The 23,997-nt window shown below is 75.2% G+C and carries 1 protein-coding gene; it reads left to right on the forward strand.

What is annotated here, in order from left to right:
- The first annotated feature begins 39 nt into the window (after positions 1–39).
- Entirely contained in the window at positions 40–23,940 is a 23,901-nt protein-coding gene (locus tag ABD481_RS25270; RefSeq protein ID WP_344668236.1) for a type I polyketide synthase, read from the forward strand.
- Positions 23,941–23,997: the final 57 nt, after the last annotated feature.

Genomic DNA, 23,997 nt, shown 5'->3' on the forward strand with positions numbered 1-23,997 from the left:
AGCTCCCCCTAAGGGCGCTCGAGCTGAGGAAGGTCCCTGATGGCGGAGAACCAGCAGCTTCTCGACTACCTCAAGAAGGTCGCGGCGGATCTCTACGAGACCCGGGAGCGGCTTCGGGAGCTGGAGGCCGGGGAACAGGAGCCGATCGCGATCGTCGGGATGGGCTGCCGGCTCCCCGGCGGGGTCGCCGATCCGGACCAGTTCTGGGAGCTGCTGGCGGCCGGCGGCGACGCGATCGGGGCCTTCCCGGCCGACCGCGGCTGGGACGTGATCGAGGAGTCGTTCGGCCTCAATCAGGGCACCGAGGGGCAGGACGCCTACTCGCGCACCGGCGGCTTCGTGCACGAGGCCCCGGAGTTCGACGCCGGGTTCTTCGGCATCAGCCCGCGCGAGGCCCTGGCGATGGACCCGCAGCAGCGGATCCTGCTGGAGGTGGCCTGGGAGACGCTGGAGCACGGCGGCGTGAACCCGGCGAGCCTGAAGGGCACCAAGACCGGCGTGTTCGTCGGCGCCAACTCCTCCGGCTACGGCACCAGCCTGGTCGGCAGCGGCAGCGCCGCCGAGGGCTACGTCCTGACCGGCGGCCTGACCGCCGTCATCTCCGGCCGGGTGTCCTACACCCTGGGTCTGGAGGGCCCGGCGGTCACCGTCGACACCGCCTGCTCCTCCGCCTCCGTCGCCCTGCACCTGGCCTGCCAGTCCCTGCGCACCCGCGAGAGCGAGCTGGCGCTGGCCGGCGGCGTCGCGGTGATGGCGCTGCCCGGGGCCTTCGCGGAGTTCTCCAAGCAGCAGGGCATGGCCGCCGACGGCCGCTGCAAGGCGTTCGGCGCCGGCGCCGACGGCATCGGCTGGGCCGAGGGCTCCGGGATGGTGCTTCTGGAGCGGCTGTCCGACGCCCGCCGCAACAACCACCAGATCCTGGCCGTGATCCGCGGCACCGCCGTGAACCAGGACGGCGCCAGCAACGGCCTCAGCGCCCCGAACGGCCCGGCGCAGCAGCGCGTCATCCGCGCCGCGCTGGCCCACTCCCACCTGTCGCCGGCCGACGTCGACGCGGTCGAGGCGCACGGCACCGGCACCACCCTCGGCGACCCGATCGAGGCCGGCGCGCTGCTGGCCACCTACGGCCAGGACCGGCCCGAGGACCAGCCGCTGTGGCTGGGCTCGGTGAAGTCCAACATCGGCCACCCGCAGACCGCCTCCGGCGCGGTCAGCCTGATCAAGGTCGTGCTGGCGCTGCGCAACGAGCTCCTGCCGCCGACCCTCCACGCCGCCGAGCCGTCCCCGCATATCGACTGGACCGAGGGCAACGTCCAGCTGTTGCAGGAGGCGCGGCCCTGGCCCAAGGGCGAGCGGACGCGGCGGGCCGGCATCTCGGCTTTCGGGATCAGCGGGACGAACGTGCACATGATCGTGGAGGAGGCCCCGGAACCGGAGGCCGCCGAGACGGAGAGCGCTGAGACGTCCGGCGACGGTTCGGGCGCGCAGACCGGCCAGAACAGCCAGACGGACCAGAACGAACAGTCCGAGCAGGCGGCGCGGACCGCCGCCCCGAAGGTCCTGACCGGCGGCGACGTGCGCACCTGGCTGGTCTCCGGCCGCGGCGCCGACGGCCTGGCGGCCCAGGCCGCGCGGCTGCGCGAGTCCGTGGCCGGCCGGCCCGGGCTCGACCTCGCCGACGTCGGCTGGACGCTGGCGAACTTCCGCGCGACGTTCGAGAACCGCGCCGTCGTCATCGGCGCGCAGCGTGACGTGCTCCAGGCGGGATTGGCGGCGGTCGCCACCGGTCAGCCGGACGGCGCGGTCGTCTCCGGCGCCGTTCCCGCCGCCGGACTCGGCCGCACAGCGTTCGTGTTCCCTGGTCAGGGCAGCCAGTGGGTCGGCATGGGCCGTGAGCTGCTGGCGACGTCGCCGGTGTTCGCTGCTCGCTTCGCAGAGTGCGCCGAAGCTCTGGCGCCGTTCGTCGACTGGTCGCTGTACGAGCTGTTGGATCAGCAGCTTGAGACGGCCGACCAGGTGCAGCCGGTCCTGTGGGCCATGATGGTCTCCCTGGCCGCGGTCTGGCAGGCCGTCGGGGTCACGCCCGACGCGGTGGTCGGCCACTCCCAAGGTGAGATTGCCGCCGCTGTCGTCGCCGGGATTCTGTCCCTCGAAGACGGCGCCCGTGTCGTCGCCCTCCGCTCCCAGGCGCTGAAGCCCTTGGCCGGCAAGGGCGGCATGCTCTCCATCGCCCTGCCCGTCGACGCCGTCCGCGGCCGCATCGCAGAGTTCGGCGACCGCGTCTCGGTCGCCGCCGTCAACGGCGCCAAGGCCACCGTCGTCTCCGGCGAGCCGGAAGCCCTTCAGGAGATCAAGGCCGCCGCCGAGGCCGAGGACATCAGAGCCCGCATCATCCCCGTCGACTACGCCTCGCACTGCGCGCAGATCGACGCCCTGGAAAGCGACATCAAGCGGGCGCTCGCCGAGGTCCGGCCGGCCGCCGCCGTCATCCCGATGATTTCGGCGATGAGCGGTGAGTGGCTCTCCGGCCCGGAGGCCGACGCCGGCTACTGGTACGCCTCCCTGCGCTCCCCGGTCGAGTTCGACCGCGCCCTGCGCACCCTGGCCGCCGGCGGCCACCAGGTCTTCATCGAGGTCTCGCCGCATCCGGTGCTCACCGGCGGCATCGCCGCCACCTTCGAGGATCTCGGGACCACCACCCCGGTCGTCACCGGCACCCTGCGCCGCGACGAGGGCGGACCGGCCCGCCTGATCGCCTCGCTGGCCGAGGCCCACGTGCACGGCGTCCCGATCGACTGGACCACCGTCCTGCCGCACGGGGACCGCACCGCGCTGCCCACCTACGCCTTCCAGCACCAGCGCTACTGGGCCGAGGCGATGCCCGGCACCCGCAGCGCCGCCTCCGCCACGGCCGGACCGGGCAGCGCCGCCGAGGCCGCGTTCTGGGCCGCCGTCGAGGAAGGCGACCTGCGCGACCTCGCCGACCGGCTGTCCGTGGACGACGACCGCCTCGCCGAACTCCTGCCCGCGCTGGCCTCCTGGCGCCGCCGCGAACGCGCCGAGTCGGCCGTCGCCGACTGGCGCTACCGCGTCACCTGGGTCCCGGCCCCCGACACCGGCGCCACCGTGCTCTCCGGCACCTGGCTGGCCGTGATCCCGCAGGCCGGCCCGGCCACCGAGGACGCCTCCGAGTCCATCATGGGCGCGATCGGCGCGCTCAACGAGCGTGGTGTCAGCGTCCTGACGATCGACGTCGGCCCGGACGAGCTCGACCGGGCCGCGCTGGCCGCCGTGCTCGCCGAGGCCGCGCAGACCGCGCGCGTCACCGGCGTCATCTCCTTCCTGGCGGTCGACGAGACGCCGGTCCCCGGCCACCCGGCGGTCCCGGCCGGCACCGCCGGCACGCTGCTGCTGGTGCAGGCGCTCGGCGACGCCGGGATCGCCGCCCCGCTGTGGGTGGTCACGCTGGGCGCCGTCGCGACCGGCGCCGGGGAGACCCCGGCCAGCGCCGCGCAGGCGCAGGTCTGGGGCCTGGGCCGGGTCGCGGGCCTGGAGCACCTGGACCGCTGGGGCGGGCTGATCGACCTGCCGTCGGAATGGGACGACCGCGTCGCCGCCCGGCTGTGCGCGGCCCTGGGCACCCTGGCCGAGGACCAGGTGGCGATCCGGCCTTCCGGCACCCTGGCCCGCCGCCTGATCCGGGCCCGCGCGCGCCGCGCCGACGCCGGGTTGTGGACGCCGACCGGCACCGTGCTGGTCACCGGCGCCACCGGCGAGATCGGCCCGTACCTGGGCCGCTGGCTGGCCGCCCGGGGCGCCGACCACGTGGTGCTGACCAGCCGCTCCGGGCCGTGGGTGGCCGGCGGCGAGGCGGCCGACGCGGTCGCCGAGCTCCTGGCGCGGATGGCCGGCTCCGGGACCGGGGTCAGCCTGCTGGCCTGCGACCTGACGCAGCGCTCCGAGGTCGCCGCGCTGCTCGACCGGATCGCCGCCGACGGGCCGCCGCTGAAGACCGTCCTGCACGCCGCCAACGCCGGCCGCATGGTCTCCTACGACGGCACCGACCTGCGCGATCTGGACGTCGCCCTCGGCGCCAAGGGCGTCGGCGCCGTGATCCTGGACGAGCTGACGCAGGATCTTGATCTGGACCACTTCGTCCTGTTCTCCTCCATCGCCGCGACCTGGGGCAGCGCCGAGCACGCCGCCTACGCCGCCGGCAACGCCTTCCTCGACGCCCTGGCCCAGCGCCGCCGCGCCTGCGGGCTGCCCGCGACCTCGATCGCCTGGGGCGTGTGGGACACCCAGGAGTGGACGGTCGCCGGGGCGGTCGTGCCCGACGGCCCCGGGGTCGTCACCCCGGCCCGGCTGATGCGCCAGGGCATGAACTTCCTGGCCACCGACCGCGCCGTCGCCGCGCTGGAGCAGGTGCTGGCCGACAACGAGACCTTCATCGCGGTGGCCGACGTCGACTGGGCCCGGTTCGCACCGGTGTTCCGCGCCAGCCGCAACTGGCCGCTGTTCGACGGCCTGCCGGAGGTGCGGGCCCTGGCCGCGGCCCCGGCCGCGATGAGTACGGACCCTGACACCACCGCGACCGGCGGCCTGGCCGGGCAGCTCGCCGTGCTGGCCGCCGCCGACCGCGAGCGCCTCGTCGTGGACCTGGTCCGCACGAACGCCGCCGCCGTGCTCGGCCATCCCTCGGCCGACGCCGTCGACCCCGGCCGGGCCTTCCGCGACATGGGGTTCGACTCGCTGACCGCGGTCGACCTGCGCAACCGGCTGAACGTCGCGACCGGACTGGCGCTGCCCTCCACGGTCGTCTTCGACTACCCGTCGGCGACGGTCCTGGCCCGGCAGATCATTACCCAGCTGCTCGGCGCCGCCCCGGCCGCCCGGACGCCGGTCCTGACCGCGTCGATCGGCGCGGCCGCCTCCGACGAGCCGATCGCGATCATCGGTATGGGCTGCCGCTTCCCTGGCGGCGTCGCCTCGCCGGAACAGCTGTGGGACCTGGTCGCGGCCGGCGGCGACGCCATCTCCGGCTTCCCCACCGACCGCGGCTGGGACATGACCGGCCTGTTCGATCCCGATCCCGACAACCCCGGCACCTCCTACGTCCAGGAAGGCGGCTTCCTGCACGGCGCCGCGCAGTTCGACCCCGGTTTCTTCGGGATCAGCCCGCGCGAGGCCATCGCGATGGACCCGCAGCAGCGCATGCTCCTGGAGGTGTGCTGGGAGGCGCTGGAGCGGGCCGGCATCGACCCCGAAGCCCTGCGCGGCACTCTGACCGGCGTGTTCGCCGGCGCCTCGCCGTCCGGCTACGCCGGCCAGGTCGTCGGCATCGAGGGCGCCGAAGGGCACCTGATCACCGGCAACATCGCCAGTGTCCTGTCCGGCCGCGTCTCCTACACCCTGGGGCTGGAAGGACCGGCGGTCACCGTCGACACCGCCTGCTCCTCCTCGCTCGTCGCCCTGCACCTGGCCTGCCAGTCCCTGCACACCGGTGAGAGCACGATGGCCCTGGCCGGCGGCGTGATGGTGATGGCCGATCCCACGGAGTTCGTCGGCTTCTCGCGCCAGCGCGCGCTCGCTGCCGACGGCCGCTGCAAGGCGTTCTCCGACGATGCCGACGGCATGGGCATCGCCGAAGGCGCCGGGATGATCCTGCTGGAGCGGCTCTCCGACGCCCAGCGTCTCGGCCACCCGGTGCTCGCCGTCGTCAAGGGCAGCGCCATGAACCAGGACGGCGCCAGCAACGGCCTGACCGCTCCCAACGGCCCGTCGCAGCAGCGCGTCATCCGCGCGGCGCTGGCCAACGCGCAGCTGGTCGCCTCCGAGGTGGACGCCGTCGAGGCGCACGGCACCGGCACCGCGCTCGGCGACCCGATCGAGGCGCAGGCCCTGCTGGCCACCTACGGCCAGGACCGGCCCGAGGACCAGCCGCTGTGGCTGGGCTCGGTGAAGTCCAACATCGGCCACACCCAGCAGGCGGCCGGCATCGCCGGCGTCATCAAGATGGTGCAGGCGCTGCGCCAGGACCTGCTGCCCGCGACCCTGCACGCCGGGACCCCGTCCTCGCACATCGACTGGACCCTGGGCGACGTCCGGCTGCTGACCGAGCCGGTCGCCTGGCCGCACGCCGACGGCCGGCCGCGCCGTGCCGGAGTCTCCGCCTTCGGGCTCAGCGGCACGAACGCGCACGTGATCCTGGAAGAGGCCCCGGCCGCCGAGGAGGCCACCGACGATGCTGGTGACCATGAAGCTCCGGTCCTGGCCGGTTCCGACGTCTCGGCCTGGGTCGTCTCCGGACGCGGCGCCGACGGACTGGCCGGGCAGGCCGGACGCCTGCGCGAGCACGTGCTCGCGCACCGCGAGCTGGAGAAGGCCGACGTCGCGTGGTCGCTGGCGGCGACGCGCGGCCGGTTCGACCACCGCGCCGTCGTCGTCGGGCGCGGCCGCGAGGACCTGACCGCCGGCCTGGCCGCCGTCGCGACGAAGCAGACCTCCGCCACGGTCGTCACCGGCGTGGTGCGGGGCACCCCGCGCGTCGGGTTCGTCTTCGCCGGGCAGGGCGCGCAGCGGGCCGGAATGGGTCGGGGCCTGTACGCGGCCTCGCCGGTCTTCGCCCGGACCTTCGACCGTGTCGCCGCGGTCCTGGAGGCGGAGCTCGGCCTGCCGGTCGCGGACGTGGTCCTCGGCCGCGCCAAGGACGTCGACGCCGACCAGACCGTCTTCGCCCAGACCGGTTTGTTCGCCGTGCAGGTCGCGCTGGTCGAGATGCTGGCCGCCGCCGGGGTCCGCCCGGACGCCGTCGCCGGGCACTCGGTCGGCGAGATCGCGGCCTCGTGGGCTGCGGGAGTCCTGTCCCTGGAGGACGCCTGCCGCCTGGTCGCGAACCGCGCGCGCCTGATGCAGTCCCTGCCCGAGGGCGGCGGCATGTGCTCCATCGCCGCCACCGAGGCCGAGGTCCTGGACTCGATGGTGGAGCTCGGGGTCGAGGGCGTCGGCATCGGCGCGGTCAACGGCCCGCGCTCGACCGTGGTCTCCGGTGTCGCCGCCGGGGTGGACCGCGTCGCGGAGCTCTGGCGCGAGCGCGGCCGCCGCGTGCGCCCGCTGCGGGTCAGCCATGCCTTCCACTCCGTCCTGATGGACCCGATCCTGGCCGAGCTCGGCGCGGTCGCGGCCGACCTGGCCTACGCGCCGGCCCGGATCCCCTGGGCCCAGGCGGCCACCGGCCAGGTCGTGGCCGACTGCGCGCCGTCCTACTGGACCGAGCAGGCCCGGCAGCCGGTGCGGTTCGCCGACGCGGCCGCGACCTTGGCCGAGCGCGGCGTCTCCGTGTTCCTGGAGATCGGCCCGGACGGCACGCTGTCCGCCATCGGCACCGCCGCCGTCCCGGCCGGCACCGGCGCGACGTTCATCCCGTTGCTGCGCTCCAAGTCCCCTGCCCCGGTCACCGTCGCGACCGCGCTGGGCCGCGCGCACGTGCTGGGCGTCGACGTCGACTGGGAGGCCGTGCTCGGCACCGGCGCGCGCGTCGACCTGCCCACGTACGCCTTCCAGCATCAGAGCTTCTGGCCGCAGGGCGGCCACGCCGTGCAGACCGGGACCGCGGAGACCGCGGCCGAGAGCGACTTCTGGGCCGCGGTCGAGGATGGCGACGTGTCCCAACTCGCCGGCACCCTGGCCATCGACGGCGAACGGCTCGCCGAACTGCTGCCCGCACTGGCGTCCTGGCGGCGGCGCGAGCGCGAGGACTCGGCCGTGGCCGACTGGCGCTACCGGATCACCTGGGTCCCGGTCACCGACCCCGGCGCCGCCGTGTTGTCAGGGACCTGGCTCGCCGTGGTCCCGAGCGGACTGGAGGCCGCGGTCTCCGACTATCTGCGGGCCCTGACCGATCGCGGCGCGACCGTCGTCACCCTGGCCGTGGAGCAGTCCGATCTGGACCGCACCGCCCTGGGCCGGAACCTCTCGCAGGTCGCCGCCACCGCCGAGGCGCCGATCGCCGGCATCCTGTCGCTGCTGGCCCTGGACGAGTCGCCGCTCGGGGACCGTCCCGCGGTCCACGCCGCCGTCGCCGGCACGCTGCTGCTGGTGCAGGCGCTCGGCGACGCCGGGATCACGGCGCCGCTGTGGTCGGCGACCCGCGGGGCCGTCGCCACCGGTCAGGGCGACGCCCTGGAGAGCCCGGTGCAGGCGCAGGTCTGGGGCCTGGGGCGGGTCGTCGGGCTGGAGCACTCCGAGCGCTGGGGCGGGCTGGTCGACCTGCCCGGGCAGTGGGACGAGCGGGTCGCCGCCCGTTTCTGCGCCGTGCTGTCCGGCTTCGGCGAGGACCAGGTCGCGGTCCGGCCCTCCGGGATGGTCGCGCGCCGCCTGGTGCGGGCCCCGCACCCGCGCGAGTCGGCGCCGTGGACGCCGCGTGGCAGTGTCCTGATCACCGGCGGCACCGGCGGCATCGGCAGCCTGGTGGCGCGCTGGGCGGTCGGCCGCGGGGCCGAGCGCGTGGTGCTGACCAGCCGGTCCGGCGCCGGGGCGGCCGGGGTCGCCGGGCTGGCCGCCGAGCTGGCGGTGGCGGGCACCGCGGTCGACATCGTGGCCTGCGACATGTCGCGCCGCGACGCGGTGTCCGGGCTGCTGAACCGGATCGCCGCCACCGGCTCGGCGCCGAGCTCGGTGATCCATGCCGCCGGGGTCGGCGAGGCCACCGCGATCGAGGAGTTCACGCTCGACCGCCTGGCCCACGTTTCGGCGGTCAAGACCACCGGGGCGGTGCTGCTCGACGAGCTCACCGCCGGTCTGGAGCTGGACGCCTTCGTGCTGTTCTCGTCGGTGTCCGCGACGTGGGGCAGCGGCCTGCAACCCGGCTACGCCGCCGCGAACGCCTTCCTCGACGCGCTGGCCGAGACCCGCCGGGCGCGGGGGCAGGCCGCGACGTCGGTGGCGTGGGGCCTGTGGGGCGGCGCCGGGATGGGCGCGGGCGAGGCGGGGGAGAACCTGCACCGCTACGGCCTGCGGCAGATGGACCCCGAGCTCGGTATCAGGGCCCTGGCGCAGGCGGTCGACGGCCGCGAGACCGAGGTCACCGTCGCCGACGTCGACTGGCAGCGCTTCGCCCCGCTCTACACCCTGCGTCGCACCAGCCCGCTGCTGGAGCTGCTGCCGGAGGTCCGGCAGGCGCTGGCCGGCGGCGGCGAGAGCGGCGGCGCGGCCGTGGTGGAGTCGCAGAGCGAGCTGGTGCAGCGGTTGGCGGCCTCCTCGCGCGCCGACCAGGACCGGCTGCTGGTCGAGCTGGTGCGCACCGAGGCCGCGCAGGTGCTCGGGCACGCCTCGGTCGACGCCGTGGAGAAGGACCGCGCGTTCAACGAGCTCGGCTTCGACTCGCTGACCGCGATGGAACTGCGGAACCGGCTGAACACGGTGACCGGGCTGGCGCTGCCCGCCACGCTCGCCTTCGACTATCCGACCTCTGTCATCCTCGCCGAGCATCTGCGCGCCGAGCTGCTGGGCACCGGTTCCGACCTCGCGGTGCCGGTGGCCGCGGCCGCCGCCTCCGACGAGCCGATCGCGATCGTCGGCATGGGCTGCCGCCTGCCCGGCGGCGTCGGCGGCCCGGAACAGCTGTGGGACCTGGTGATGGCGGGCATCGACGCGATGTCCCCGTTCCCCCAGGACCGCGGCTGGGAGGCCCACGAGCCGCAGGACGCCGCCTACGCGCGGGTCGGCGGCTTCGTCCACGACGCCACCGAGTTCGACGCCGGGTTCTTCGGCATCAGCCCGCGCGAGGCGGTCGCGATGGACCCGCAGCAGCGGCTGCTGCTGGAAGTGGCGTGGGAGGCGCTGGAGCGCGCGGGCATCGACCCGCACGCGCTGCGCGGCTCCGCGACCGGCGTCTTCGCCGGCGCGTCAGGGTCCGGATACGACATCGGCCTGCTGATGGCCGCGCTCGGCGGCGACCGCACCGAGGGCCACTCGGCCACCGGCAACGCGGCGAGCGTCGTCTCCGGCCGCGTCGCCTACGCCCTGGGCCTGGAGGGCCCGGCGGTCACGGTCGACACCGCGTGCTCCTCCTCGCTGGTGGCGCTGCACCTGGCCTGCCAGTCGCTGCGCTCCGGGGAGTCCACGCTGGCCCTGGCCGGCGGCGTCACCGTGATGGCGACGCCCGGCACCTTCGGCGAGTTCTCCAAGCAGCAGGGCATGTCCTCCGACGGCCGCTGCAAGGCGTTCTCCGACGACGCCGACGGCACCGGCTGGGCCGAGGGCGCGGGCATGATCCTGCTGGAGCGGCTGTCCGACGCCGAGCGCAACGGCCACACCGTGCTGGCGGTGATCCGGGGCAGCGCGATCAACCAGGACGGCGCCAGCAACGGCCTCACCGCTCCCAACGGCCCGGCCCAGCAGCGCGTCATCCGCGCCGCCCTGGCCAACGCCCGGCTGACCACCGCCGACGTCGACGCCGTCGAGGCGCACGGCACCGGCACCACCCTCGGCGACCCGATCGAGGCCCAGGCCCTGCTCGCCACCTACGGCCAGAACCGCCCGGCCGACGAGCCGCTGCGCCTGGGCACCGTGAAGTCCAACATCGGCCACGCGCAGCAGGCCGCGGGCGTCGCGGGCGTCATCAAGATGGTCATGGCCCTGCGCAAGGGCGTCCTGCCGCGCACCCTGCACGCCGAGGTCCCCAGCACCCACGTCGACTGGTCGGCGGGCCACATCCGCCTGTTGCACGAAGCCGTCGAATGGGCGCCGGGGGAGCGGCCGCGGCGCGCGGGCGTTTCGGCGTTCGGGATGAGTGGGACCAACGCGCACGTGATCGTCGAGGAGGCACCGGCGGCGGAGACCGCCGAGGAGCCCACCGACGAGCCGCCGGCGACCGAGCCCCGAGTTCTCGACACGACCGAGGTGTCCGCCTGGACCGTCTCGGCCCGCGGTGCCGAGGCGCTGGCCGGACAGGCGGGCCGCTTGCGGGAGATCGCGCTCGCGGGCACGACGCAGGCCACTGACATCGCCTGGTCGCTCGCCACCACCCGCGCGCTGTTCGAGCACCGCGCCGTGGCCATCGGAACCGCCGACGCGCTGGCCTCCGGGCTCGCGGCGATCGCGACCGGACAGCCGGGCACCGGGGTGGTGAGCGGTTCGGTCCCCGCCTCCGGGCTGGGCCGGCGGGTGTTCGTGTTCCCGGGTCAGGGCAGCCAGTGGGTCGGCATGGGCCGGGAGTTGCTGGAGAGCTCGCCGGTGTTCGCTGCTCGCTTCGCAGAGTGCGCCGAAGCTCTGGCGCCGTTCGTCGACTGGTCGTTGTACGAGCTGCTGGATCAGCAGCTTGAGACGGCCGACCAGGTGCAGCCGGTGCTGTGGGCGATGATGGTCTCGCTGGCCGCGGTCTGGCAGGCGGCCGGGGTCACTCCCGACGCGGTGGTCGGCCACTCCCAGGGCGAGATCGCTGCCGCTGTCATCGCCGGGATCCTCTCGCTGGAGGACGGCGCGCGGGTGGTGGCTCTGCGATCGCAAGCTCTGAAGCCCTTGGCCGGCGAGGGCGGCATGCTCTCGCTCGCCCTGCCCGCCGACGCCGTGCGCACCCGCATCGAGCCGTTCGGCGACCGGGCCTCCGTCGCCGTGATCAACGGCGCGTCCGCGACCGTGGTCTCCGGCGAGCCCGTGGCGTTGCAGGAGATCCAGGCCGCCGCCGAGGCCGACGGCATCAGGGCCCGGATGATCCCGGTCGACTACGCCTCGCACTCCGCGCAGATCGACGTTCTCGAAGCCGACATCAAGCGGGTGCTCGCGGGTGTCGTCCCGGGCACCGCCCGGATCCCGATGATCTCGGCGATGAGCGGCGACTGGCTCGGCGGACCGGAGCTGGACTCCGACTACTGGTACGCGTCGCTGCGCTCGACCGTCGAGTTCGACCGGGCGATCCGCACCCTGGTCGGCTCCGGCCACCGCACCTTCGTCGAGGTGTCGCCGCATCCGGTCCTCACCGGCGCGATCACCGACACCATAGAGGACGCCGGCACCGCGACCGCGCTCGTCCTCGGCACCCTGCGCCGCGACGAGGGCGGCCCGGCGCGGCTGCTCACCTCGCTGGCCGAGGCCCACGTGCGCGGCGTCGAGATCGACTGGACCGCGGTCCTGGCCCCCGGCGCGCGCACCGATCTGCCCACCTACGCCTTCCAGCACCAGCGGTACTGGCCGCGCGTCCCCGAGTCGCTGGCCGCCATCACCGACGGCTCCTCCGGCGGCGCGGTGGAGGACGGCTTCTGGGCGGCGGTGGACCGCGGCGACGTCGCGGAACTCGCCGACACCCTCGGCATCGACGGCGACCGCCTGGCCGCGTTCCTGCCCGCGCTCGCCGACTGGCGCCGCCGCGAGCGGGCCGACTCGGCCGTCGCGGGCTGGCGCTACCGTGTCGCGTGGGCGCCGGTCGCCGACGCGGCCGGCACGCTCTCCGGCTCCTGGCTGGTCGCCGCCGGCTCGGTCCACGACGAGCTGACGCACCAGGTCGTCAGGGCCCTGACCGAGCGCGGTGCCCGCGTGGTGCTGCTGCCGGTCGGCGCGGAGGACCTCGATCGGATCGACCACGGATCGGGCGCGGCGTCCGGCACTGGCACCGGCACTGGCACTGGCACAGCCTCCGGCACCGCCCCCGGCGCGGTGCTGGCCGAGCGCATCAGGACCCTGTCGACCGAGTCCCCCTTCACCGGCGTCGTGTCCCTGCTGGCGCTCGACGAGGAGCGTCTGCCCGACTTCCCGTCCGTCTCCCGCGGCCTGGCCGCGACCACGTTCCTGACGCAGGCGCTGGCCGACGTCGGTTCGACCGCCAAGGTGTGGGCCCTGACCCGCGGCGCGGTCAGCACCGGCCCCGGCGACCAGCTCACCAGCCCGTCGCAGGGCCAGGTCTGGGGTCTCGGCCGCGTCGCCGCGCTGGAGCTGCCCACCGCGTGGGGCGGTCTGGTCGACCTGCCCGGGCAGTGGGACGAGCGGGTCGCCACCCGCCTGGTCGCGGCGCTCGCCGGCGCCGCCGAGGACCAGATCGCCATCCGCCCGGCCGGCGTCCTGGCCCGCCGCCTGGTGCACGCCCCGGCCGCGAGCAGCGGCACCGAGTGGGTGCCGAGCGGCAGTGTCCTGATCACCGGCGGCACCGGCGGCATCGGCGGCCACACCGCGCGCTGGCTCGCCGGCCGCGGCGCCCCGCGCGTGGTGCTGACCAGCCGGTCCGGCGCCGCCGCCGTCGGCGCCGCCGCGCTGGCCGCCGAACTGGCCGGCGCCGGCACCGCCGTCGACATCGTGGCCTGCGACGTCGCCCGGCGTCCGCAGGTGGCCTCGGTACTGGCGCACATCGCGGCCACCGGTCCGGCGCTGACCGGCGTCGTCCACGCCGCCGGCGTCTCCGGGGGCGGCACCGTCCTCGGCTCCGGCCCGGCCGACCTGGCCGAGCACCTGGCCGCCAAGGCGGACGGCGCGACCTGGCTCGACGAACTGACCGGGGACCTGGACCTGGAGGCCTTCGTGGTCTTCTCCTCCGGCGCCGCGGTGTGGGGCAGCGGCTCGCTGGCCGGCTACGCGGCCGCGAACGCGCACCTGGACGCCGTCGCCGACAGCCGGGCCGGCCGCGGCCTGCCCGGCACGTCCGTCGCCTGGGGTCTGTGGGGCGGCGGGGGCATGGTCTCCGGCGAGATCGGGGAGCAGCTCCAGCGCTACGGCATGCGCGCGATGGACTCCGAGCCCGGAATCAGGGCCCTGGCCCAGGTGCTGGACGGCGACGGCCGCTCCACCGCCATCGCCGACGTCGACTGGGAGAAGTTCGCCCCGACCTTCACCCTGCGCCGCCCGAGCCCGCTCATCGCCGGGCTGCCGGAGGTGCGCCGGGCCCTGGCCGAGCCGGAGGCCGCGGCGTCCGGCGGTGACGCCCCGCAGTCGCAGAGCGAACTGGCCGCGCGGCTGGTCGCGCTGTCAGAGCTCGAACAGACCCGGTTCCTGGTGGATCTGGTCCGGGGCGAGACGGCGGCCGTGCTCGGGTACCCGTCGGCGGACGCCGTCGAGGCCGAGCGCGCGTTCCGGGAGCTGGGCATCGACTCGGTGACGGCCGTCGAGCTGCGCAACCGGCTCGGCACCACCACCGGGCTGCGGCTGCCCTCGACGCTGGTCTTCGACTACCCCTCGGCGGCCGCCGTCGCCGAGTACCTGCGCGGCGAGCTGATCGGCACCGGCTCGGCCGCCGGACCGGCCGCCGTCGGCGCCGCCGCCTCCGACGACCCGATCGCGATCGTCGCCATGGGCTGCAAGATCCCCGGCGGCGTCGGCGGACCGGAGCAGTTCTGGGAGCTGCTGGCCAACGGCACCGACGCGGTCGGCGAGTTCCCGGCCGACCGGGGCTGGGACGTGATGGAGGAGGCGTACTGGGCGAGTCTGGCGGCCGCGGGTGCGGACACCGACATCTCCATCCCGCACGTCGGCGGCTTCGTCTACGACGCCGGGGAGTTCGACGCCGGGTTCTTCGGCATCAGCCCGCGCGAGGCGCTGGCGATGGACCCGCAACAGCGGATGCTGCTGGAGGTCTCGTGGGAGACCATCGAGCGCGCCGGGTTGAACCCGCACGCGCTGCGCGGCACCCGCACCGGCGTCTTCGCCGGCGCCACCTACTCCGGCTACGGCGCCGGCGGCAGCCTGGACTCCGGGTCCGAGGGCTACATGCTTACCGGCAGCCTGACCGCCGTCATCTCGGGCCGCGTGTCCTACACGCTCGGTCTGGAGGGCCCGGCGGTCACCGTGGACACCGCGTGCTCCTCCTCGCTGGTGGCGTTGCACCTGGCCTGCCAGTCGCTGCGCTCCGGCGAGTGCGAGATGGCGTTGGCCGGCGGCGTGGCCGTGCTCGCGGTCCCCGGGGCCTTCGCGGAGTTCTCCAAGCAGCAGGGCATGTCCACCGACGGCCGCAGCAAGGCGTTCTCCGCGGACGCCGACGGCATCGGCTGGGGCGAGGGCGCCGGCATGCTGCTGCTGGAGCGCGAGTCCGAGGCGCGGCGCAACGGGCACCCGGTGCTCGCCGTCATCAAGGGCAGCGCCATGAACCAGGACGGCGCCAGCAACGGCCTGAGCGCCCCGAACGGGCCCTCGCAGCAGCGGGTGATCCGCGCCGCGCTGGCCAACGCCCGGCTGGCGCCGAACGACATCGACATCGTCGAGGCGCACGGCACCGGCACCAGCCTCGGCGACCCGATCGAGGCGCACGCGCTGCTCGCCACCTACGGCCGCGGCCGCCCCGAGAACCGGCCGCTGTGGCTGGGCTCGGTGAAGTCCAACATCGGCCACCTGCAGACCGCCTCCGGCGTGATCAGCATCATGAAGATGGTGCTGGCCATGCAGCACGGCGAGATGCCGCGCACGCTGCACGCCGAGGTGCCGTCGCCGCACATCGACTGGTCGGCCGGGAACGTGAAGCTGCTCCAGCAGGCCCGGCAATGGCCCGGCGGGGAGCAGCCGCGCCGCGCGGGCGTGTCGGCGTTCGGGATCAGCGGGACGAACGTGCACGTGATCGTGGAGGAAGCCGGCCCGGCGGCGATCGAGGAACCGGCCGAGGAGCCGGAGCCCACGGTCGCGCCGCCGCGCCGGCCGGTGCTGGAAGCCGCCGCCGTGGCGGCCTGGCCGGTGTCGGCCCGCAGCCACGACGCGCTGGCCGCCCAGGCCGGACGGCTGCGCGAGTTCGCGCTGGCGCACCGGGATCAGGACCCTGCGGATGTCGCCTGGTCGCTCGCGGTCACGCGCTCGGTGTTCGAGCACCGGGCGGTGGCGATCGGCGCCGACCGCGGCGAGTTGGCCGCGGGCCTGGCGGCGGTGGCCACCGGGCAGCCCGCCTCCGGGGTGGTGACGGGGGTCGCGCCCTCCGGCGGCGCCGGACGCAGCGTGTTCGTGTTCCCCGGCCAGGGCAGCCAGTGGATCGGCATGGGCCGGGAGCTGTTGGAGAGCTCGCCGGTGTTCGCGGCCCGGTTCGCCGAGTGCGCCGCCGCCTTGGCGCCCTTCGTGGACTGGTCGCCGTACGACTTGCTGGACCGGCAGCTCGAAACCGCCGACGAGGTCCAGCCGCTGCTGTGGGCGATGATGGTCTCCCTCGCCGCGGTGTGGCAGGCGGCCGGGGTCGAGCCCGACGCGGTGGTCGGCCACAGCCAGGGCGAGATCGCCGCCGCGACGGTCGCCGGGATCCTCTCGCTGGAGGACGGCGCGCGCGTCGTGGCGCTGCGGTCCCAGGCGCTGAAGCCGTTGGCGGGCAAGGGCGGGATGCTCTCGATCGCGCTGCCCGCCGACGCCGTCCGCGAGCGCATCGCGAGCCACGGCGACCGGGCTTCGATCGCGGCGATCAACGGTGCGTCGGCGACCGTGGTCTCCGGCGAGCCCGAGGCGCTGCGCGCGATTCAGGCTGCTTGCGAGGCCGAGGACATCAGGGCTCGGATGATCCCGGTGGACTACGCCTCGCACTCCGCGCAGATCGACGCCCTCCAGGACGAGATCCTCGCGGTCCTGGCCGGAGTCACGCCGGTCGGGACGCGCGTCCCGATGATCTCGGCGATGAGCGGCGAGCAGCTCACCGGCCCCGAGATGGACGCCGCCTACTGGTACGCGTCGCTGCGCTCCACCGTCGAGTTCGACCGGGCCATCAGGGCCCTGGCCGACGGCGGGCACCAGGTGTTCATCGAGGTCTCGCCGCATCCGGTGCTGACCGGGGCGATCACCGACACCCTGGAGGACCGGGCGCGCACCGTCGCCGGTCCGGACACCGTCGTGCTCGGCACCCTGCGGCGCGACGAGGGCGGACCGGCGCGGCTGTTGTCGTCGCTGGCCGAGGCGCACGTGCGCGGGGTCGGCATCGACTGGTCGCTGGTGGCCGGGCCGGCCGAGCGGCTGGTGCTGCCGACCTACGCCTTCCAGCGGGAGCGCTACTGGGCCGAGGCCGCCGCGCCGGCGGTCGCGGCCACGGCGGTCGCCGAGTCCAGCGAGGTGGAGGCCCGGTTCTGGGCCGCCGTCGAGCAGGGCGATCTGGGCGAGCTCGCCGACACCCTGGCGCTGGACGCCAGCCAGCCGCTCAACGACCTGCTGCCCGCGCTGGCCTCCTGGCGACGGCGCGAGCGCGCCGACTCGGCCGTGGCCGACTGGCGCTACCGCGTCTCGTGGACGCCGGTCGCCGACGCCGCCGCGGCGGTGCTGACCGGTACCTGGCTGGTCGTGGCGCCGCAGGGCCTGACCGCCGACCCGGGTTCCGGCGCTGGTACTGGTACTGGCAAGGCGGATCCCGCCGCGTCGCCCGCCGCCGGTCTGCTCGCCGCGGTGACCGCCGCCCTCACCGACCGCGGCGCGGACATCGCAGTCCTCGAAGTCTCCGCCGCCGACCTGGACCGCGCCGCCTTCGCCGCCCGCCTCGCCGAGGCGGTCTCCGGCCCGGTCGCGGGCATCGTCTCCCTGCTGGCCTTCGACGAGCAGCCGGTCCCCGGCTTCCCGGCGGTGTCCGCGGGCGTCGCCGGCTCCCTGCTCCTGGTGCAGGCCCTGGGCGACGCCGGGATCGCGGCCAAGACCTGGTCGCTGACCTCCGGCGCGGTCGGCGTCAACGACCGGCCGACCCGCCTGGTGCAGTCCGAGGTCTGGGGCCTGGGCCGGGTCGCGGGCCTGGAGCACCTGGACCGCTGGGGCGGCCTGGTCGATCTGCCGGCGGTGTGGGACGACCGCACCGCGGCGCGGCTGTGCGCCGCCCTGGCCGACGGCACCGAGGACCAGGTCGCGATCCGCGCGACCGGCACGCTGGCCCGCCGCGTGGTCCGGGCCAAGGCCCGCCGGTCGGCCGGCAGCTGGACCCCGCGCGGCACCGTGCTGGTCACCGGCGCCACCGGCAAGATCGGGCCGTACGTGGCCGAGTGGCTGACCGCGCGGGGCGCCGAGCGCGTCGTGCTCACCAGCCGCAGCGGACCGGCGGTGGCCGGGGCCGAGGCGCAGGTGGCCGAGCTGGTCGCGGGGATGGCCGGGGCCGGGACCGGAGTCAGCGTCCTGGCCTGCGACATCACCGACCGCGACGACGTCGCCGGACTGCTGGCCCGGGTCGCCGAGGACGACGGCCCGCCGCTGAAGCACATCCTGCACACCGCCAACGCCGGGCGCATGGTCTCCTTCGACGGCACCGACCTGCGCGACCTGGACATCGCCCTGGGCGCGAAGGCCTCCGGCGCGGTGTGGCTGGACCAGCTGACCCGGGACCTGGACCTGGCCGACTTCGTCCTGTTCTCCTCGATCGCCGCGATGTGGGGCAGCGCCGAGCACGCCGCCTACGCCGCCGGCAACGCGTTCCTGGACGCCCTGGCCGAGGACCGGCGCGGCCGCGGCCTGCCCGCCACCTCGGTGGCGTGGGGCGTGTGGGACACTCAGCAGTGGACGGCGAACGGCGCCGAGCTGCCGGACGGCCCGGGCGTCGTCACCCCGGCCCGGCTGGCCCGGCAGGGCATGAACTTCCTGGCGCCGGACCGCGCGCTGACCGCGCTCGGCCACGTCATGGCCGACGACGAGACCTTCATCGCGGTCGCCGACGTCGACTGGGCCCGGTTCGCGCCGGTGTTCAGCGCGATGCGGCACTGGCCGCTGTTCGACGGCCTGCCGGAGGTGCGCAGGCTCGCCGAGGCCGCGGGCGCGCCCCGCGATCGGGCGGCGGTCGCGCAGGTGGAGGGCGAACTGGCCAACCGGCTGGTGCCGCTGTCCCCGGCCGAGCGCGAGCGGGTGGTCACGGACCTGGTGCGCACGCACGCCGCCGCGGTGCTCGGCCACTCCTCCGCCGACGCCGTCTCGGCCGGCCGCGCGTTCCGCGACCTCGGCTTCGAGTCGCTGACCGCCGTCGAGCTGCGCAACCGGCTCAACGCCGCGACCGGGCTGGCGCTGCCCTCCACCGTGGTGTTCGACTACCCGTCGCCGACGGTGCTGGCGCGGCAGATCATCACCCAGCTGCTCGGCGCGTCGCAGGACTCTGCCGCCCGGCAGCCGGTCGCGCGCGCCGTCCTGGACGAGCCGGTCGCCGTCATCGGCATGGGCTGCCGCTTCCCCGGCGGCGTCTCGACCCCGGACCAGCTGTGGGACCTGGTCGCGGCGCGCGGCGACGCGATCTCCGGGTTCCCGACCGACCGCGGCTGGGACATGGCGGGACTCTTCGATCCCGACCCCGACAACCCCGGCACCTCCTACGTCCAGGAGGGCGGGTTCCTCCAGTCCGCCGCCGAGTTCGACGCGCCGTTCTTCGGGATCAGCCCGCGCGAGGCGCTGGCCATGGACCCGCAGCAGCGGCTGCTGCTGGAGACGTCGTGGGAGGCCCTGGAGCGCGCCGGGATCGACCCCGAGACCCTGCGCGGCACGCTGACCGGCGTGTTCGCCGGCGCATCCCCGTCCGGCTACGCCACCCAGGTCCTGGAGTCGGTCGAGGGCGCCGAAGGGCACCTGATCTCCGGCAACGCGACCAGCGTGCTGTCCGGCCGCGTCTCCTACACCCTCGGCCTGGAAGGGCCGGCGGTCACCGTCGACACCGCTTGCTCCTCCTCCTTGGTGGCGCTGCACCTCGCCGCCCAGGCGCTGCGCAACGGCGAGTGCACGATGGCCATCGCCGGCGGCGTCATGGTGATGGCCGACTCGGCGGAGTTCGTCGGGTTCTCCCGCCAGCGCGCGCTGGCCGCCGACGGCCGCTGCAAGGCGTTCTCCGACGAGGCCGACGGCATGGGCATCGCCGAGGGCGCGGGCATGATCGTCCTGGAGCGGGTCTCCGACGCCCGCCGCAACGGCCACCCGATCCTGGCGGTGATCCGCGGCAGCGCGATCAACCAGGACGGCGCCTCCAACGGCCTCACCGCGCCGAACGGCCCTTCGCAGCAGCGCGTCATCCGCGCCGCTCTGGCCAGCGCCCGCCTGACGAGCGCCGAGGTCGACGTGGTCGAGGCGCACGGCACCGGCACCACCCTCGGCGACCCGATCGAGGCCCAGGCCCTGCTCGCGACCTACGGCCAGGACCGGCCCGCCGACCAGCCGCTGTGGCTGGGCTCGGTGAAGTCCAACATCGGCCACGCGCAGCAGGCCGCGGGCATCGCCGGCGTCATCAAGACCGTGCTGGCGCTGCGCCACGAAGTGCTGCCGGCCACGCTCTACGCCGAGGAGCCCTCGACCCACGTCGACTGGACCGCCGGGCATGTCAGGCTCCTGACCGAGCCGGTCGCCTGGCCGCACGACGACCGGCGGCCGCGCCGCGCGGGCGTGTCGGCGTTCGGACTCAGCGGCACCAACGCGCACGTCATCGTCGAGGAGGCGCCGGCGGGCGAGGAGCCCGAGGCCGAGGACACGGTGACGCTGTCCGAGCTGCCGGTGCTGGAGAGCTCCGAGGTCGCGCCCTGGCTGATCAGCTCCCGCACCGCGGAGGGACTGGCCGACCAGGCCACCCGCCTGCGGGCCCACGCCACCGCGCACCCCGGGCTGGAGACGGCGGACGTCTCGTGGTCGCTGGCCACCACCAGGACCGTCTTCCAGCACCGAGCGGTATCCATCGGTACTGATCGGGAAGCCGCGGTCGGCGGTTTGGCGGCGATCGCCGCCGGGCTGCCGGACGCCGGCGTGATCCGAGGCGCGGCCCCGGCTTCCGGGCTCGGGCGCACAGTGTTCGTGTTCCCCGGGCAGGGCGGCCAGTGGGTCGGCATGGGCAAGGAGCTCCTTGAGTCCTCGCCGGTGTTCGCGGCCCGGTTCGCCGAGTGCGCGGCGGCACTGGCGCCGCATCTGGACTGGTCGGTGCGCGACGTGGTGTCCGGCGCCGACGGGGCCCCGGCGCTGGAGGCGGCCGAGGTCGTCCAGCCGGTGCTGTGGGCGATGATGGTGTCGCTCGCGGCGGTCTGGCAGGCCGCCGGGGTCGCCCCCGACGCGGTGGTCGGCCACTCGCAGGGCGAGATCGCGGCGGCGTGCGTCGCCGGGATCCTGTCCCTGGAGGACGCCGCCCGCGTCGTCGCCCTGCGCTCGCAGTCGCTCCGCGCGATCGCCGGGATCGGCGGGATGCTGTCCCTCGCCCTGGCCGCCGACCAGGTCCGCGAACGCCTCGCCGCCTACGGCGACCGCATCTCCGTCGCGGCCGTCAACGGCCCGGCCGCGACCGTGGTCTCCGGCGAGCCCGAAGCCCTGCAAGCGCTCCAGGCCGCCTGCGAGGCCGAGGAAATCAGGGCCCGTATGATCCCCGTCGACTACGCCTCGCACTCCGCGCAGGTCGACGCCCTCCAGGAGGAGATCCTCCGCGTCCTGGCCGGCATCACTCCGTCCGCCGCACGGATCCCCATGATTTCGGCGATGAGCGGCGAGTGGCTCACCGGCCCCGAAATGGACGCCGACTACTGGTACGCCAGCCTGCGCAGCACCGTCGAGTTCGACCGCGCGATCCGCGGCCTGGCCGACGGCGGGCACCAGGTGTTCATCGAGGTCTCGCCGCACCCGGTCGTGACCGGCGCCGTCGCCGACACCCTGGACGCCGTCGAGGCCGCCGCCCCGGTCGTCACCGGCACCCTGCGCCGCGACGACGGCGGCCCGGCCCGCCTCGTCGCCTCCCTGGCCGAGGCCTGGACGCACGGCGTCGCCGTCGACTGGACCTCGGTCCTCGGCCGCGGCGAACGCGTCGACCTGCCGACCTACGCCTTCCAGCACCAGCGCTACTGGCCCGAGCCCAAGGCCCACGCGGCCACCGCCGCCACGAACGGCAGCCCCGCCGAGGCCGGATTCTGGGCCGCGGTCGAGGACGGCGACGTGCGCCGGGTCGCCGACACCCTCGCCGTCGACGACGAACGCCTCGCCGGACTGCTGCCCGCGCTGGCGTCCTGGCGGCGCCGCGACCGCGAGGACAACGCCGTCGCCGACTGGCGCTACAAGGTCACCTGGACCCCCGTCACCGACACCGGCTCCACCGCGCCCACCGGAACCTGGCTCGCGATCGTCCCGGCCGGCACCCCCGACGCCGAGGCCGCCACGAACGCCCTCCAGGCCCTGCGCGACCGCGGCGCCGACGTCACCACCTTCGTGGTCGGCCCGGACGACCTGGACCGCGCGGCGCTCGCTGCTCGGCTCACGGCTATAGCCGCGACCAGCACGACCAGCACGACCAGCATGACCGCGACCGGCACGACAGCCGACAGCGCAACAGCCGACAGCGCAACGGCGGCAGGGCTCGACGGTTCCCCCGCCGAAGCCTTCGCCGGCGTCATCTCCTTCCTCGCGCTCGACGAGTCCCCGCTTCCGGACCGCCCGGTCCTGCACACCGCCGTCGCCGCCTCGCTGGTCCTGGTCCAGGCGCTCGGCGACGCGGGGATCACCGCGCCGCTGTGGGCGGTGACGCAGGGTGCTGTCTCGATCGGCTCCGGCGACCCGCTCACCAGCGTGGTGCAGGCGCAGGTCTGGGGCCTGGGCCGGGTCGTGGCCCTGGAGCACGGCGACCGCTGGGGCGGCCTGATCGACCTGCCCGCGACCTGGGACGAGCGCATCGCCGCCCGCTTCGGCGCCGCGCTGGCCGGGACCGAGGACCAGATCGCCGTCCGCGCGACCGGCAGCCTGGCCCGCCGGCTGGTCCGGGCTTTGCAGCCGCCGGAGACGACGCCGTGGATCCCCGGCGGCAGTGTCCTGATCACCGGCGGCACCGGCGGCATCGGCGGCCACACGGCGCGGTGGCTCGCCGGCCGCGGCGCCCCGCGTCTGGTACTGACCAGCCGCTCCGGGGCCGGCGCGGCCGGGGTCGCGGCGCTGGCCGCCGAGGTCGCGGCCCAAGGGGCCCGGGTCGACGTCGTGGCCTGCGACATGGCCTCCCGCGCGCAGGTCTCCGGGCTGCTCGGCGGCATCGACGACCTGGCCGGGGTGATCCACTCGGCCGGGGTCGGCGAGGCCACCGCGATCCACGCCTTCACGCTCGACCACCTGGAGTACGTCTCGGCCGTCAAGACCGCCGGCGCGGTCCTGCTCGACGAGCTGACCGCGCAGCGCGACCTCGAAGCCTTCGTCGTCTTCTCCTCGGTCTCCGCGACCTGGGGCAGCGGCCTGCAACCCGGCTACGCCGCCGCCAACGCCTTCCTCGACGCCCTGGCCGAGGACCGCCGGGCCCGCGGTCTGGCCGGGACCTCGGTGGCCTGGGGCCTGTGGGACGGCGGCGGCATGGGCTCCGGCGACTCCGCCGACCAGCTCCAGCGCTACGGCCTGCGCCTGATGGACCCGGCGCTGGGAATCAGGGGCCTGGCCCAGGCCGTGGACGGCCGCGAGGTCGCGGTCTCGGTCGCCGACGTGGACTGGGAGCGGTTCGCCCCGACCTTCACCATGCACCGGCCCAGTCCGTTGCTGGCCACCATTCCCGAGGCGCAGCGCGCGCTGGCCGTCGACGAGCAGCCGGCGGCGGCCGGGGAGTCGCAGGGCGAGCTGGTGCAGCGCCTGGCCGGGCTGAGCCGCGGCGACCAGGAACGGCTGCTCGGCGACCTGGTGCGCGGCGAGGCGGCGGCGGTGCTGGGCTACGCCTCGGCCGACGCCGTCGAGCCCGAGCGCCCGTTCAAGGACCTCGGCGTGGACTCGGTGACCGCGGTGGAGCTGCGCAACCGGCTCAACGCCGCGACCGGGCTGCGGCTGTCCTCGACCCTGGTGTTCGACTATCCGAACCCCGCGACGCTGGCCGGGCACCTGCGCGAGCAGCTGGCGCCCGGGGACGGTGGACCGGCCTCGATCTTCGACGAGCTCGGCCGCCTGGAGGCGGCGCTGGACGGGCTGGACCCGGCCGACGCCGCGCACCAGGACGTCACCCGCCGCCTGCAGGGCATCCTGTCCCGCTGGATCGGGACCCGCGACGCCGACCGGGACGACGAGGAGTCCGGGATCGACTTCGAGTCGGCGACCTCCAGCGAGGTCTTCGACTTCCTTGAGAACGAGCTCGGCCTGTGACGCCGTCGCAAGCCGCCGCATCACCAAGACGACCCGGCTGAACGCGCCGCCATAAGG

The organism is Catenulispora yoronensis, from assembly GCF_039531695.1.
GTDB classification, from domain to species: Bacteria; Actinomycetota; Actinomycetes; order Streptomycetales; family Catenulisporaceae; genus Catenulispora; species Catenulispora yoronensis.

Coding starts and splice junctions, on each gene's coding strand:
- ABD481_RS25270 (WP_344668236.1), top strand. CDS start 40: ATGGCGGAGAACCAGCAGCTTCTCGACTACCTCAAGAAGGTCGCGGCG.